Genomic DNA, 12,990 nt, shown 5'->3' with positions numbered 1-12,990 from the left:
CCGCCCCGACCCAAGGTCAAGCGGCGGTCAGGGTTGCACGGCGTGCAAGCCCCGACCTGTGGCGGTTCAGTCGCGGGCGCGGATGATCTTGGCGAAGGGCTCCAGCAGGGCCGGGTTCGCGGCGATCAGGCGGCCCGATTCCAGCGGGTCGTCGCCTTCGCGGATGCCGTGGACGAAACCGCCGGCCTCGCGCACCAGCAGGATGCCCGCGGCCACGTCCCAGGGCTTCGTGCCACGTTCCCAATAGCCGTCAAACCGTCCACCCGCGACATAGGCCAAGTTCAGCGCGGCCGAGCCAAAGCCCCGCACACCCGCCGCCACCGGCATCAGCTGTGCCAGATCCTGGATCATCGCGGGCATGGGCCCGGTCCCGGCATGGGGGATACCGGTCGAAAAGACCGATTCGGACATCCGCGTGCGCCCCGAGACGCGCAGGCGCTGGTCGTTCATATAGGCGCCGGTGCCCTTTTCGGCGATGAACATCTCGTCCTTGGCGGCGTCGAAGACGACGGCGGCGACGATCTCTTTCTTGTGCTCCAGCGCGATCGAGACGGCCCAATGCGGCAGGCCGTGCAGAAAGTTCGTGGTCCCGTCCAGCGGATCGACGATCCAGCGGCGGGTCGGGTCGTCGCCCTCATCCGTGCCGGTCTCCTCTCCGACCCAGCCATAGCTGGGGCGGGCGGTCATCAACTCTTCCTTGATCAGGCGTTCGGCCTCGCGGTCGGCGCGGGTGACGAAATCGCCGGCGCCCTTGACGCTGACCTGCAGGTTCTCGACCTCGCGGAAATCCTTGACGAGGGCGCGCCCGGCCTTGCGGGCGGCCTTGATCATGACGTTCAGATTGGCGCTTGCCATCGGGTGCTCCGGGAATTGGGGTTGGGCGCGTCATAGGCCAGACGCGCCGGAAAGCCAAGCGTCACCCGGTCCGCCTCAGTTCGGGGCCCCGCGCAGCATCCGCAGGGGTTCGGTGCGCGACAGCCGCAGCACATGCGCCAGATAGGGCTGGGACAGATCATCCGTGCGCACCGCCGCGTACAGCCTGCGCCGGATGCCCTGCGGCCCCAGCGGCAGCAGGGCCAGTTCGGGGTTCGCCGCCTCGCGCCGCAGCACCCAGTCGGGCATGACCGCGACCCCGCGCCCCGAGGCCACCAGCATGACCGCCACGGCGGTCAGCTCGACCATGCGCTGGCGGGCCGGTTCGACATTGGCGGGGGTCAGGAACTGGCTGAAGACATCCAGCCGCGCGCGGTCCATCGGATAGGTGATCAGGGTTTCGCCCGCCAGATCGGCAGGGTCGGCATAGCCCTTGGCCACCAGCGGATGCCCGGCGGGCACGGCCAAGGTCGGGGCATAGTCGAACAGCGGCTGAAAGGTGACGCCCGCCAGATCCTCAGGGTCGGACGAGATCACCAGGTCCACCTCCTCGCGCACCAGCGCGGGCAGCGCGCCAAAGGCCAGACGCTGGCGGATGTCCACATCGACATCGGGCCAGGCGCGGCGAAAGATGTCCAGCACCGGCAGCAGCCAGTCAAAGCAGGCGTGGCATTCCATCGCGATGTGCAGACGGCCGATGCGACCGGCCTCGACGCCCTTGAACTCGGCCTCGGTGGCGGCGACCAGAGGCAGGACCTGTTCGGCCAGGCGCAGCAGGCGCATGCCCGCCGCCGACAGGCGCATGGGCTTGGCGCGGCGGACGAACAGCTCGACCCCGGATTGCGCCTCCAGCGCCTTGACCTGATGGGACAGCGCCGATTGCGTGATGTTCAGCACCTGGGCCGCGCGGGCGAGGCCGCCCTGTTCGTGGATGGCATGGACCGTTCGCAGATGGCGCAGTTCCAGATGCATGATGAATGAAGCTCAGGTTGATCTTGAGGATTATGAATTTGTCTCACAGCGCGCCGCATGGCACAAGATGCGCCAACAGAAAGGATTCGCCATGAGCACCCCCAAGATCAGCTTTGAGTTCTTTCCGCCCAAGACGCTGGAGGCCTCGTTCAAGCTGTGGGAGGCGGCGCGGGCGCTGGCGCCTCTGGCGCCCGATTTCGTGTCGGTCACCTATGGCGCGGGCGGCACCACCCGCCAGCTGACCCATGAGGCCGTCACCACCATCAACCGCCAGTTCGGGCTGACCGTCGCCGCCCACCTGACCTGCGTCGAGGCGACCCGCGCCGAGACGATGGAGATCGTGCAGTCCTATGCCGATGCCGGCATCACCGAGATCGTGGCCCTGCGCGGCGATGCCCCCAAGGGCGCCGACCGCTTCACCCCGCATCCCGACGGCTTTGCCAATTCGGTCGAACTGATCGAGGCGATCGCCGCGCGCGGCGACATGACCATCCGCGTCGGCGCCTATCCCGAACCGCATCCCGACAGCCGCGACGGCGATGCCGACGTCACCTGGCTCAAGCGCAAGCTGGATGCCGGGGCGACCAGCGCGATCACGCAGTTCTTTTTCGAGGCGGACACGTTCTTCCGGTTCCGCGACAAATGCGCGGCGGCGGGCATCGACGCGCCGATCATTCCGGGGCTGCTGCCGGTGCAGAGCTGGGCGGGGACCAAGCGCTTTGCGGCAACCTGCAACACGACCGTGCCCGATTGGGCCGAGGAGGCGTTCCAACTGGCCGCGCTGGACGGACCCGAGGCCACGCGCCAGCTGGCCACCGGCCTGTGCGTCGACCTGTGCGAGCAGCTGATCGCGGGCGGGGTGGACCGGCTGCATTTCTATACGCTGAACCGGCCCGAGCTGACCCGCGATGTTTGTGCGGCCCTGGGCGTGCGCCCGCAACCAGGCCTGGAAGCCGTCGCCTGACGGCCCGCCTGCGGGCGGGCGGTGGCCGGGGGCGCTTCGCCCCGGCGCCGGGCGGTCCTTGGACCGATGGCGCACCGCCCGGCGCCCCCCCAGAGGATATTTTTATGAAGAAGAAGCCCGCGCTGTAGGGCTTGCGGGTTCGCGCGGGTCTTCCTGCGTTGCGTGGCGTCGGGTGAAGCGGCGGCGCGCAGGGCGGGCGGCCGCGGCCAGGTCGCCGGTCAGCAGGGCGGGGCCGGGATAGGGCTGCGGGACGGTCGGATGCAGGGCCTCGGTTCCCGTGCGCCCGGCCAGGCGGGGGGCGCGGGCCAGAAAGGCCTTGCCCCAGTTCCGCCAGCTGCCGATCGACGGGGCGGTCGGGTCGCAGGGGAACAGGTCGCGCCAGTCGGGCGGCAGCGGCAGGGCCACCGATTCGGCGCGGTCCAGCATCCAGACCAGCGGGATGTTCGCCAAAGGCCGCGCGAATTCGAACCCTGACAGCTGTCCGCCGATGTCAGGATGGGCCCCGCGGAACCACATCTGTTCCACCCGCCCGGCCGCATGGTCGTCATCCCACAGCAGCGGCGCGAAGGCGGCGCGCGTCTCGTCCAAGGCCAGAGCCTGAAAGCCATGCTCGATCCCCTGCCCCAGATGCGCGTCGTGAAAGCGAAAGCGCGGCTCGGTCAGCATCCACAGAAGCGGCAGGCGCAGGCCCAGGGCCATCACCGTGTCGAAGCAGCCGACCATGCGGATCGGGGCCTGCGCATGGCAGCGCCTGCGCCGAAAGGCCGCCAGCGCCTGCGGCGTGCCGCCGTGGTGGTAATAGCGCCAGGCAAGCCGGATGTGACGTTCTGTGGCCGCGTCTGCGCGCAACAGACCGATGCGGCTGATCATCCCCGCCAGGCTGCGCACCGCAAAGGCCCCGCGGGAATAGCCCAGCATGAAGATCCGGTCGCCCGGATGATAGCTGCTGGCCAGCCAGCCATAGGCCTCGGTGATGCGGGTTTCCAGGATGCGGCCCATGGCCAGGTCCGGCAGGGTGCGCCAGCGCGCCCATTGCTGGCCCATGCCGTAATGCAGGCGCAGGCGGCCCGGCGGCATCGGACCCAGCTGGCCCGACAGAAGGCGATAGATGCGCCCGATGGAACTGCGCCGCCCGTCCGCCAGCGAGGCGAAGGTGCCATCCATCAGAACGACATGGGTGATGGGCGGTCGAATGGTGCTCATGCCCGCGATGCTAGCATGCGGGCATGAGCAAACCGTTACGACAGGTGCATCACCGTCGCGTGGGTCATGGCGCCAAAGCCGTTGAACCGCGTGTTGGTGACGGTCGAATAGGCACCGGCGCCGTGGAAGATGACGTAATCGCCCTCGACCACGTCGCCCGGCAGGGACAGCTCGCCCGGCAGGCGGTCGACCGAATCGCAGGTCGGGCCAAAGATCACGCGGCCACCCGCATCGCCGGTGCGGGGGCGGCCCTGGGGGTCCAGAACCTCGATGCGGTCGATGTTGCCGATGATCGGCAGTTCGGCCAGACCACCATAGACGCCGTCGTTCAGGAACACATGGCCACCGTCGCGCACGCCCTTGACGCGGGTGATCAGCGCATAGGCATCGGCCACGATGCCGCGACCGGGTTCGCAGACCAGGGCGGGGGCGTCGGTGCCGAACATCTCGGTCACGGTGTCTGCGATCTCCTGGAAGATCGAGGTCAGGTCGGGCTCGACCCCGATGACCCGGTGCGAGGGGAAGCCCCCGCCCACGTTCAGCCGCACCGCGCGCACGCCCGCCATGTCGCAGATGTCCTTGGACACGCGGATATAGCTTTCCCACGCGATGGGGTCGGTGCATTGCGTGCCCGGGTGGAAGGTCAGCGACGGGACATAGCCGCGCCGCGCGACCTCGGCCAGCAGTTCGGCCGCCAGCTCGGGAGAAGCACCGAATTTCGACCCGAAATCATAGGCCGCCCCCAGCACCGGCAGCTTGAACCGGGGAGAGATCTCGACCCCCTGCCCGTCCACCGTCACCGGCACCTGGTCGAACAGCTTGTCCAGTTCCGACCGGCTGTCCACCGACCAGGCGCGGATGTTCTGCGCCACGCCATGCGCGATTTCCGACCGGGCGCGGACGGGGTTGTGGTAGTGGCGCGCCGCATGCGGGGCCATGCGGCCGATCAGGTCGATCTCGAAGGGCGAGGCCACGTCGAAGCCCTGGATGCCGGCGGCGACCAGGTTCTGGATGACGACCTCCTCGGGGTTGGACTTGACCGCATAGGTCACCAGCCCCGGGAAGCCGTCGATGAATTGCCGCGCACGGTCCTGCAGCACCGTCGGCGCGAAGACCATGACCGGATGTTCCGGGGCCAGATGTCGGATGACCTCGGCCGGATTATCCCAGACGGTCTTCTGTTGTCCCATTGCGGTTCCTTTCGCAGGAGGCTGGTGGTGATGGGGCTAAGGTTTCTCAACCCAGAATGGCGCTTTTGGGTTCCGATTTCACCGATGAAAAGGGTAGAATCGCGCCCTGTCCCGGTTATTATGACGCAGTTCATGTCATTTTGACGAAACAGGCGGATGGACGGGGCATTGGACGATCTGGATCGCAGCATTCTGGCGCAGCTGTCGGGCGATGCGCGCATGTCGGTGGCCGTGCTGGCCCGCCGCCTGCGCGTCGCGCGATCGACCGTGCAGGCCCGGCTGGAGCGGTTGGAGGCGTCGGGCGCCATCGCCGGCTATACCCTGCGTCTGGGTGAGGCGGCGCGTGCCGCACGCATCCGCGCCACCGTGCTGCTGGGGATCGAGCCGCGCGCCCAACCTGCCGTGCTGTCGCGCCTGAAGGTCATTCCCCAGGTCGAGCGTGTCAACACCACCAGCGGGCGGGTCGACCTGCTGATCCAGCTAGCGGCGGCCTCGACCAGCGATCTGGACGATACGCTGGACCGCATCGGGGGCATCGAGGGCGTGCGGTCGTCGGAAAGCCTGATCCATCTGTCCACGAAACTAGACCGGGCGGTCTGATCGGGCTTGATCCGAATCTGCGACGGGCGGACAGTCTGTCGCAGAGGAGGACCGTCATGACCTATTATTCCGGCTTTGTCGCCGCCGTGCCCACTGAGCGGCGCGACGATTACATCACCCATGCCAAGGCGTCCTGGCCGATGTTCAAGCGCCACGGCGCGCTGCGCATGGTCGAATGCTGGGGCGAGGACGTTCCCCATGGCAAGCAGACCGATTTCTATCGCGCAACCCAGGCGCAGGAGGGCGAGGTTCCGGTGTTTTCCTGGATCGAATGGCCCGACCGTGCGACCGCCGATGCGGCATGGGCCGCGATGATGTCCGAGGATCACCCCGAGATGGGCGAGATGCCCTTTGACGGCGCGCGCATGTTCTGGGGCGGCTTTGCCCCCATCCTGGATCTGAGCTGACAGACCGGGTCGCCGACGGGCTTGGCCTTTGGCCCTGCATTCGCTAATCCCGCTGCAACAGATGGGGTGATGCGATGACGATGGAAAAAAGCTTTGACGCGGCGGATGCCGAGGCCCGGATCGCCGCCGGGTGGGAGGCCACGAACGCCTTTGCCGCCGGGGCCAATGCGCGGCGGGCGGAAACCTTCACCGTGATGATCCCGCCGCCCAACGTCACCGGCAGCCTGCATATCGGTCACGCGCTGAACAACACGCTGCAGGACATCCTGGTCCGCTGGCACCGGATGCGCGGCTTCGACACGCTGTGGCAGCCGGGTCAGGACCATGCGGGCATCGCCACGCAGATGGTCGTCGAACGCCGCATGGCCGAACGGGGCGAACCCGGCCGCCGCGAGATCGGGCGCGATGCCTTCACCGCCAAGATCTGGGACTGGAAGCGGGAATCCGGCGACACGATCATCAATCAGCTGAAGCGCCTTGGCGCCAGTGCCGACTGGTCGCGCAACGCCTTCACCATGTCCGGCGCCCCCGGCGCGCCTGCGGGCGAGGAGGGCAATTTCCACGACGCGGTGATCCGGGTCTTTGTGGACCTGTACAACAAGGGCATCATCTATCGCGGCAAGCGGCTGGTGAACTGGGACCCGCATTTCGAGACCGCGATCAGCGACCTGGAGGTCGAGAACCGCGAGGTTCCGGGCCATATGTGGCACTTCAAGTACCCGCTGGCCGGGGGCGCGACCTATGAATACGTCGAACGCGACGAGGACGGCCGCGTGACCCTGCGCGAGACGCGTAACTATATCTCCATCGCGACCACCCGCCCCGAGACGATGCTGGGCGACGGCGCGGTGGCAGTGCACCCCTCTGATGCCCGCTATGCCCCCATCGTGGGCCAGATGGTCGAGATCCCGGTCGGTCCCAAGGAACACCGCCGCCTGATCCCGATCATCACCGACGAATACCCCGACCCGGCCTTTGGCAGTGGCGCGGTCAAGATCACGGGCGCGCATGATTTCAACGATTACGGCGTGGCGATGCGCAACAGCATCCCGCTCTACGCGCTGCTGGACACCAAGGGCGCGATGCGCGCCGACGGGCTGTCCTATGCCGAAAGCGCGGCCATCGCGTCCCGCGCCGCCGCGGGCGAGGATGTGGGCGACGTCACGGCCGTGAACCTGGTCCCGGACGAGCTGCGCGGCCTGGACCGGTTCGAGGCCCGTAAGCGCGTGATCGACGCGATCACCGCCGAGGGTCTGGCCGTCACCTATCTGCACCGTGAGATCGAACCCGAGACCGGCGCCGAGCATCTGGAACGCCGCCCCGTGATCGACGCCAAACCGATCATGCAGCCCTTTGGCGACCGCTCCGGCGTGGTGATCGAGCCGATGCTGACCGACCAGTGGTTCGTGGACACCAAGCGCATCGTCGAACCCGCGCTGGAGGCCGTCCGGTCGGGCCGGACCGAGATCCTGCCCGAGCAGCACAAAAAGGTATATTTCAACTGGCTCGAGAATATCGAGCCCTGGACCATCAGCCGCCAGCTGTGGTGGGGCCACCAGATCCCGGTGTGGTATGGTCCCAACATCGTTGATGGAATTTGGTATCAAGGTGACACCGTTGCTTTCGCGGCGTCTACAGAGGACGAAGCGCTGAGGCAGGCCCGCGAACATTATGGGTCGAACTACAAGGTTGAACTTGGTGCGTATGATCATTCCAAAGATCGCAGGGCCAACGCGATTGATCATGGCTTTCGGATCATGTCGCGTCGACCGCTCCCGGAAGAACTTGGTGGCATAGTGATCGACGGCTTCAAGGAACAAGGCACCTTCGAGCCAACATCGACAATTGCACTATTTCAAGACCCCGACGTACTGGACACATGGTTCTCCTCCGGCCTGTGGCCCATTGGGACGCTTGGCTGGCCCGAGCCGACGGAGGAGCTGAAGAAGTATTTCCCGACCGACGTGTTGGTCACGGGCTTTGACATCATCTTCTTCTGGGTCGCCCGGATGATGATGATGCAGCTAGAGGTCGTGGGCGATGTGCCGTTCAAGACCGTTTATGTCCACGGGCTGGTGCGCGACGAAAAGGGCGCCAAGATGTCCAAGTCCAAGGGCAACGTGATCGACCCGCTGACGCTGGTGGATGCCTATGGCGCGGATGCGCTGCGCTTCACGCTGACCAGCATGGCGGCGATGGGGCGCGACCCCAAGCTGGGGCCCAAGCATGTCGAGGTGAACCGCAACTTCGTCACCAAGATCTGGAACGCCACCCGCTTTGCCGAGATGAACGGCGTGCGCGGCGGCGGGGCCCGGCCCCAGCCCAGCCATACCGTGAACCGATGGATCATCGGGGAAACCGCGCGGATCCTGATGGCCACGGACGAGGCGCTGTCCGGCTATCGCTTCAACGACGCGGCGACGGGGCTTTACGCCTTTGTCTGGGGCAAGGTCTGCGACTGGTACGTGGAATTCGCCAAGCCGCTGTTCGATGGCGAGCATGCGGATGAGACGCGGGCCACGATGGGCTGGGTGCTGGACCAGTGCTTTGCCATGCTGCACCCGATCATGCCATTCGTGACCGAGGAGTTGTGGGCGCTGACCGGGGACCGCGACCGCATGCTGGTCCATGGGGTCTGGCCGGAACTGGGCGCCGACCTGATCGACGCGGATGCGGACCGGCAGATGAACTGGGTCATCGCGCTGATCGAGGGCGTGCGGTCCGCGCGCGCGCAGATGGGTGTGCCGGCGGGGGCCAAGCTGGACCTGGTCGTAACCGAGGCGGACCCTGCGGCGCGTGCGGCCCTGGCCGACAACGGCCCGCTGATCGAGCGGCTGGCGCGGGTGAATGCTCCGGCGGACGGGATCGCGGGAAAGGGGATGATTTCGGTGTCAGTGCAGGGGGCCTCCTTTGCGCTGCCGATCGGTGACGTGATCGACGTGGCAGCCGAGACGGCGCGCCTGCAAAAGGCCGAAGGCAAGACCCGCAAGGATGCCGAAGGTCTGCAGAAGCGCCTGTCGAACCCGAAATTCGTCGAGAATGCCGAAGCCGAAGTGATCGACGAAACCCGCGAGAAGCTGGCCGCGCTGGAGGATGACATCGCCCGGCTGCACGCAGCGCTGGCGCAGTTGGCGGCGATGTGAGCCTGCGCCGCCGGAGGTACCTGCCCGCGGGGGCGGGTGCCTCCGGCGGGGATATTTCAGTGAAGAAGAAGCTGGGCCGCGCGAGATTCACGATTCATCGAGTTGCCCGAACAGGACTGTCGTGGCGAGCAAGATCGCAGAGAAGGATGTTTCCGGGTATCGGTCGTATCGGGTCGCGACGCGCCGCCAATCCTTCAGACGCCCTAGCATGAGCTTGATGCGGTTGCGCCGCTTGTGGTATTTCAGCGCTGTCTTACGAGGCTTCCGTTCGGGGATACGGACCTTATCCCTTTGTCTTTCAAAGTCTCTCTGAACCAATCAACGTCATAGCCTCTGCCAGACCGCTTTCGGCAGGCTGCCCAGCAGAGCCGCGGCACCGGAGTAATCGCTGACCTTTCCGGCCGATATGTAGAACCTGATCGGCCGCCGTTTGGCATCGGCGACCGCATGCAGTTGGGTGTTCATGCCGCCCGCTGTCACGGAAACAGTCCCCAGGACTGTTTCCTCATCCTCAAACTGGGTCAGATCTGGCGCCCGCGCCATTCTTTTTTCCCGCAGGCCGCTTTCCCGCAGGCCGCGAGCCGTGCGATGCGCCTTCAGACAGGTCGCATCGAATATGGTCGTCTTGCGCTTGGTGCACTTGGTGACCAGGCCAACCATAATCCGGGCGAAGACCCCTCAGAACGCGACGATCATCGACGCGGGGCTTGCGATGCCTCTTGGCAAAGAACGGTTTTGGTCGCTCCATTGGAGCGCCGACAGGCAGCAAAGATTGCTCATCGATCAGGTCTCCGCGCGACGCCTGAATCACGCCGTAAGACCGAAATCAAACGGTCTGGAGCCTAGCGTGTGGCGAGGTCGGACAGGGCGCGGGGCAGCACGTCCTCGAACACGTCGAGTTCGTGGAGGGGCGCGCAGCTGATGCGGATGCAGCGGTCGAGCGGTGCCACGCCGGGCATGCGGGCAAACACGCCATGCTGTGCCAGCGCGGCGATCAGGGCGCGGGCAAAGGCGCCGCCGCGATGGGTGTCCAGCGCCACGAAATTGGTGGCCGAGGGCAGCGCGCTCAGGCCGTTCGCGGCACCGATGGCGGCAATGCGGTCGCGGGCGGCGGCGACCTCGGCCACGACATGGGCCAGCCAGCCCTGATCGGCCAGCGCGGCCAGGGCGCCCGCCTGCGCCAGGCGGTTCACGCCGAAATGGTTGCGGATGCGGTCGAAGCCCGCGATCAGTTCCGGCGCGCCCAGGGCGCAGCCGATTCGCGCGCCCGCCAGACCGTAGGCCTTGGAGAAGGTCCGCATGCGGATCACCCGCGGGTCGTCCGCCGCGATGTCGGGAATGGCCGAGGCGGGGGCGAATTCCGCATAGGCCTGATCCAGCACCAACAGGCAGTCGTCGGGCAGGCGGTCCAGCATCGCCGTGATGACCGCGCCGTCGTGCCAGCTGCCCATCGGGTTGTCGGGATTGGCCAGATAGATCAGCCGCGCGCCGGTCGCGTGGGCGCGGTCCAGCAGCGCCTCGGGGTCTTCGGCATCGTTGCGATAGGGCACCTTGTGCAGCACGCCGCCGAAGCCTGCGACGTGATAGTTGAAGGTCGGATAGGCCCCGTCCGACGTCACCACCGCATCGCCCGGCGCGATCATCAGGCGGACCAACGTGCCCAGCAGGCCGTCGATGCCTTCGCCGACCATGATGTTGGCGGCGGACATGCAGTGATGGTCGGCCAGGGCGTGGGTCAGATCAAAGCTGGGCGCATCGCCGTATTTCCAGACCTGGCCCACGGCCTCGCGCATGGCGCGGGCGGCCAGGGGGCTGGGGCCGAAGGCGCTCTCGTTTGCGCCCAGACGGGCGGCGAAGGGCGCGCCGCGCTGGCGTTCCAGCGTTTCGGGGCCGACAAAGGGGACGGACGCGGGCAGGCCCGCCGGCAAGGGTGCAAACCGCATCAGAAGGCGCGGAAGGTCATCGTGGTCAGCGTGCGGCTGATATGGGGGATGTCGAACAGGCGGTCCGACAGAAAACGGCCCACGTCCTGATCCTCGGGGATGTAGACCTTGGCGATCAGGTCGTAATCGCCCGAGGTGGAATACAGCTCGGACACGACCTCGCGGTCGTAGATGGCTTCGGCGACCTGATAGGTGGTGCCGGGATCGCAGCGGAACTGGACAAAGACGGCGCGCATGGGACCTCTCGTTTCGGGGGCAGGTTAGACCGGGGCGGTGGCGCGGGTCCAGTCCCCGCGCGCGTGGCCCCGCCAGAACCGGCGCATCAGCAGCACCGCCGCCAGCGTCAGCCCGACGCACAGGCCCAGCCACAGCCCCGCCGGGCCAAAGCCCAGGGGAAAGGCCAGCGCCCAGGCCACCGGCATGCCCACGACCCAATAGCTGAACCCCGCGATCCACATCGGCACCTGCGTGTCCTGCACCCCGCGGAGGAAGCCAAGCGCAATCACCTGGAACGCGTCGGTCAGCTGGAACAGCGCCGCATACATCAACAGCATCGCCCCAAGCGCCACGATCTGCGGCGCCTGCGGGTCGGCAGGGTCCAGATAGAGCCGCACCAGCTGTTCCGAGAACAGCAGATAGAGGGCGATGGCCACCGCGGCAAAGGCCAGCGACATCCAGATCACCGTCAGCGCCGCATCGCGCATCCAGGCGCGGTCGCCGCGGCCCTTGGCCTGGCCCACGCGGACCGTCGCGGCATTGGACAGCCCCAAATGCGCCATGAAGGTGATCGAGGTGATCTGCAGCGCGATGCCATGCGCGGCCAGCTGCGCCGTGCCGATCCAGCCCATCATAATGTTCGAGGCGACGAACAGCCCGCCCTCGGCCACCATGGTCAGGCCGATGGGCCAGCCGATGCGGGCGATCTGCCACATCGCCTGCCAGTCCGGGCGCCAGAACCGCTGGAACAGGTTGTATTTGCGCGCGACGGGCACCCAGGCCGCATAGGCGATCAGGGCGGCCAGCTGGACGACCTGGACGATGACGCTGGCGATGGCCGCGCCGCGCACGCCCAGCTCGGGCGCGCCCAGGTTGCCAAAGATCAGCACCCAGTTCAGCGCCAGGTTCAGCGGCAGACCGGCCAGCGTCACCCACATCACCACCTGCGTCCGCTCCAACGCGGCCAGATAGGAGGACAGCGTCAGCTGGCCCAGCACCACCGCCAGCCCCCAGCCCGCGATGCGCAGGTAATCCTGCGCCAGCGCCGACACGGTGGGCGTCTGGCCCAGGGCCAGCAGGATCGGTTCGGACCACCACATCAGCGGCATGACCGCCAGCGCGAATCCCGCCGACAGCCACAGCGCCATGCGGGCACCGCGGCGGACCTCGGTCTCTCGGCCGGCGGCGACATGGGTGGCGATCAGGCCCAAGACGCCGATGCCGAATCCCATGCCCAGAAAGAACAGGATGTGGAAGAAGCTGGTGGCGATGACCAGGGCGGCCAGCGGCTCGACCCCGTACCAGCCGATCATCACCGTGTCGCCCACGCCGATGGCCATGCGCGCCAGATGGCTGCCGATCAGCGGCAGGCCCAACGACAGGGTCGCAAGAACATGGGGGCGGTACTTCGCGTGCATGCCCCTGCCATATCCGCGCGCGCGAAACGCGGCAAGGGGCCGCATTGCACGTCATGCAGAA

The 12,990-nt window shown here is 67.0% G+C and carries 11 protein-coding genes and 1 pseudogene; 4 read left to right on the top strand and 8 right to left on the bottom strand.

Features of this window, described 5'->3' with window-relative positions; translation table 11 throughout:
- Nucleotides 1–66: 66 nt before the first annotated feature.
- Nucleotides 67–855, bottom strand: a complete 789-nt coding sequence (locus tag ABS73_RS00145) for an inositol monophosphatase family protein (protein ID WP_136856258.1) — start codon at nucleotides 853–855, stop codon at nucleotides 67–69.
- 75 nt (nucleotides 856–930) lie between these two features.
- A complete protein-coding gene (locus ABS73_RS00140) occupies nucleotides 931–1,845 on the bottom strand; it encodes a LysR family transcriptional regulator (protein WP_136856257.1) in 915 nt (304 codons plus the stop codon).
- Between the two features lie 91 nt (nucleotides 1,846–1,936).
- On the opposite strand from ABS73_RS00140, the gene metF reads away from it, so the two are divergent.
- Complete coding sequence (gene metF / locus ABS73_RS00135; protein WP_136856256.1) at nucleotides 1,937–2,809, top strand: methylenetetrahydrofolate reductase [NAD(P)H]; 873 nt, start codon at nucleotides 1,937–1,939, stop codon at nucleotides 2,807–2,809.
- A gap of 102 nt (nucleotides 2,810–2,911) precedes the next feature.
- On the opposite strand, the gene ABS73_RS00130 is transcribed toward metF, so the two are convergent.
- Nucleotides 2,912–4,012, bottom strand: a complete 1,101-nt coding sequence (locus ABS73_RS00130) for a T6SS phospholipase effector Tle1-like catalytic domain-containing protein (protein WP_277018263.1) — start codon at nucleotides 4,010–4,012, stop codon at nucleotides 2,912–2,914.
- A 35-nt stretch (nucleotides 4,013–4,047) separates the two neighbouring features.
- On the bottom strand, nucleotides 4,048–5,202 hold the full coding sequence (locus tag ABS73_RS00125) for a type III PLP-dependent enzyme (protein WP_277018264.1): 1,155 nt from the start codon (nucleotides 5,200–5,202) through the stop codon (nucleotides 4,048–4,050).
- Between the two features lie 168 nt (nucleotides 5,203–5,370).
- Here ABS73_RS00125 and ABS73_RS00120 point away from each other — a divergent pair, with 168 nt between their 5' ends.
- From ABS73_RS00120 to ABS73_RS00110, 3 genes are all read left to right on the top strand, one after another.
- Nucleotides 5,371–5,802, top strand: coding sequence for an Lrp/AsnC family transcriptional regulator (locus ABS73_RS00120; protein WP_277018292.1), 432 nt, complete (start codon nucleotides 5,371–5,373; stop codon nucleotides 5,800–5,802).
- Between the two features lie 56 nt (nucleotides 5,803–5,858).
- The gene (locus ABS73_RS00115; RefSeq protein WP_277018265.1) at nucleotides 5,859–6,209 is read left to right on the top strand and encodes a DUF1428 domain-containing protein; all 351 of its coding nucleotides are present in this window, start codon (nucleotides 5,859–5,861) and stop codon (nucleotides 6,207–6,209) included.
- Between the two features lie 74 nt (nucleotides 6,210–6,283).
- Nucleotides 6,284–9,352, top strand: coding sequence for a valine--tRNA ligase (locus ABS73_RS00110; protein ID WP_277018267.1), 3,069 nt, complete (start codon nucleotides 6,284–6,286; stop codon nucleotides 9,350–9,352).
- 87 nt (nucleotides 9,353–9,439) lie between these two features.
- On the opposite strand, the pseudogene ABS73_RS00105 reads toward ABS73_RS00110, so the two are convergent.
- The 4 genes and pseudogenes from ABS73_RS00105 to ABS73_RS00090 all read right to left on the bottom strand — a co-directional run bounded on the left by ABS73_RS00105 (nucleotide 9,440) and on the right by ABS73_RS00090 (nucleotide 12,929).
- Nucleotides 9,440–10,132: pseudogene (locus tag ABS73_RS00105) on the bottom strand (transposase).
- A 62-nt stretch (nucleotides 10,133–10,194) separates the two neighbouring features.
- The gene (locus ABS73_RS00100) at nucleotides 10,195–11,295 is read right to left on the bottom strand and encodes a pyridoxal phosphate-dependent aminotransferase (RefSeq protein ID WP_277018269.1); all 1,101 of its coding nucleotides are present in this window, start codon (nucleotides 11,293–11,295) and stop codon (nucleotides 10,195–10,197) included.
- Complete coding sequence (locus tag ABS73_RS00095; RefSeq protein WP_277018270.1) at nucleotides 11,295–11,531, bottom strand: Lrp/AsnC family transcriptional regulator; 237 nt, start codon at nucleotides 11,529–11,531, stop codon at nucleotides 11,295–11,297. The genes ABS73_RS00100 and ABS73_RS00095 overlap by 1 nt, the downstream gene beginning before the upstream one ends.
- A gap of 24 nt (nucleotides 11,532–11,555) precedes the next feature.
- Complete coding sequence (locus ABS73_RS00090) at nucleotides 11,556–12,929, bottom strand: MATE family efflux transporter (protein WP_277018272.1); 1,374 nt, start codon at nucleotides 12,927–12,929, stop codon at nucleotides 11,556–11,558.
- Nucleotides 12,930–12,990 lie beyond the last annotated feature (61 nt).

This window comes from Paracoccus sp. SCN 68-21 (assembly GCF_001724535.1).
GTDB lineage: Bacteria > Pseudomonadota > Alphaproteobacteria > Rhodobacterales > Rhodobacteraceae > Paracoccus > Paracoccus hibiscisoli.
The sequence above is the reverse complement of the archived record's forward strand: the minus strand, read 5'-3'. Positions and strand labels throughout refer to the sequence as shown.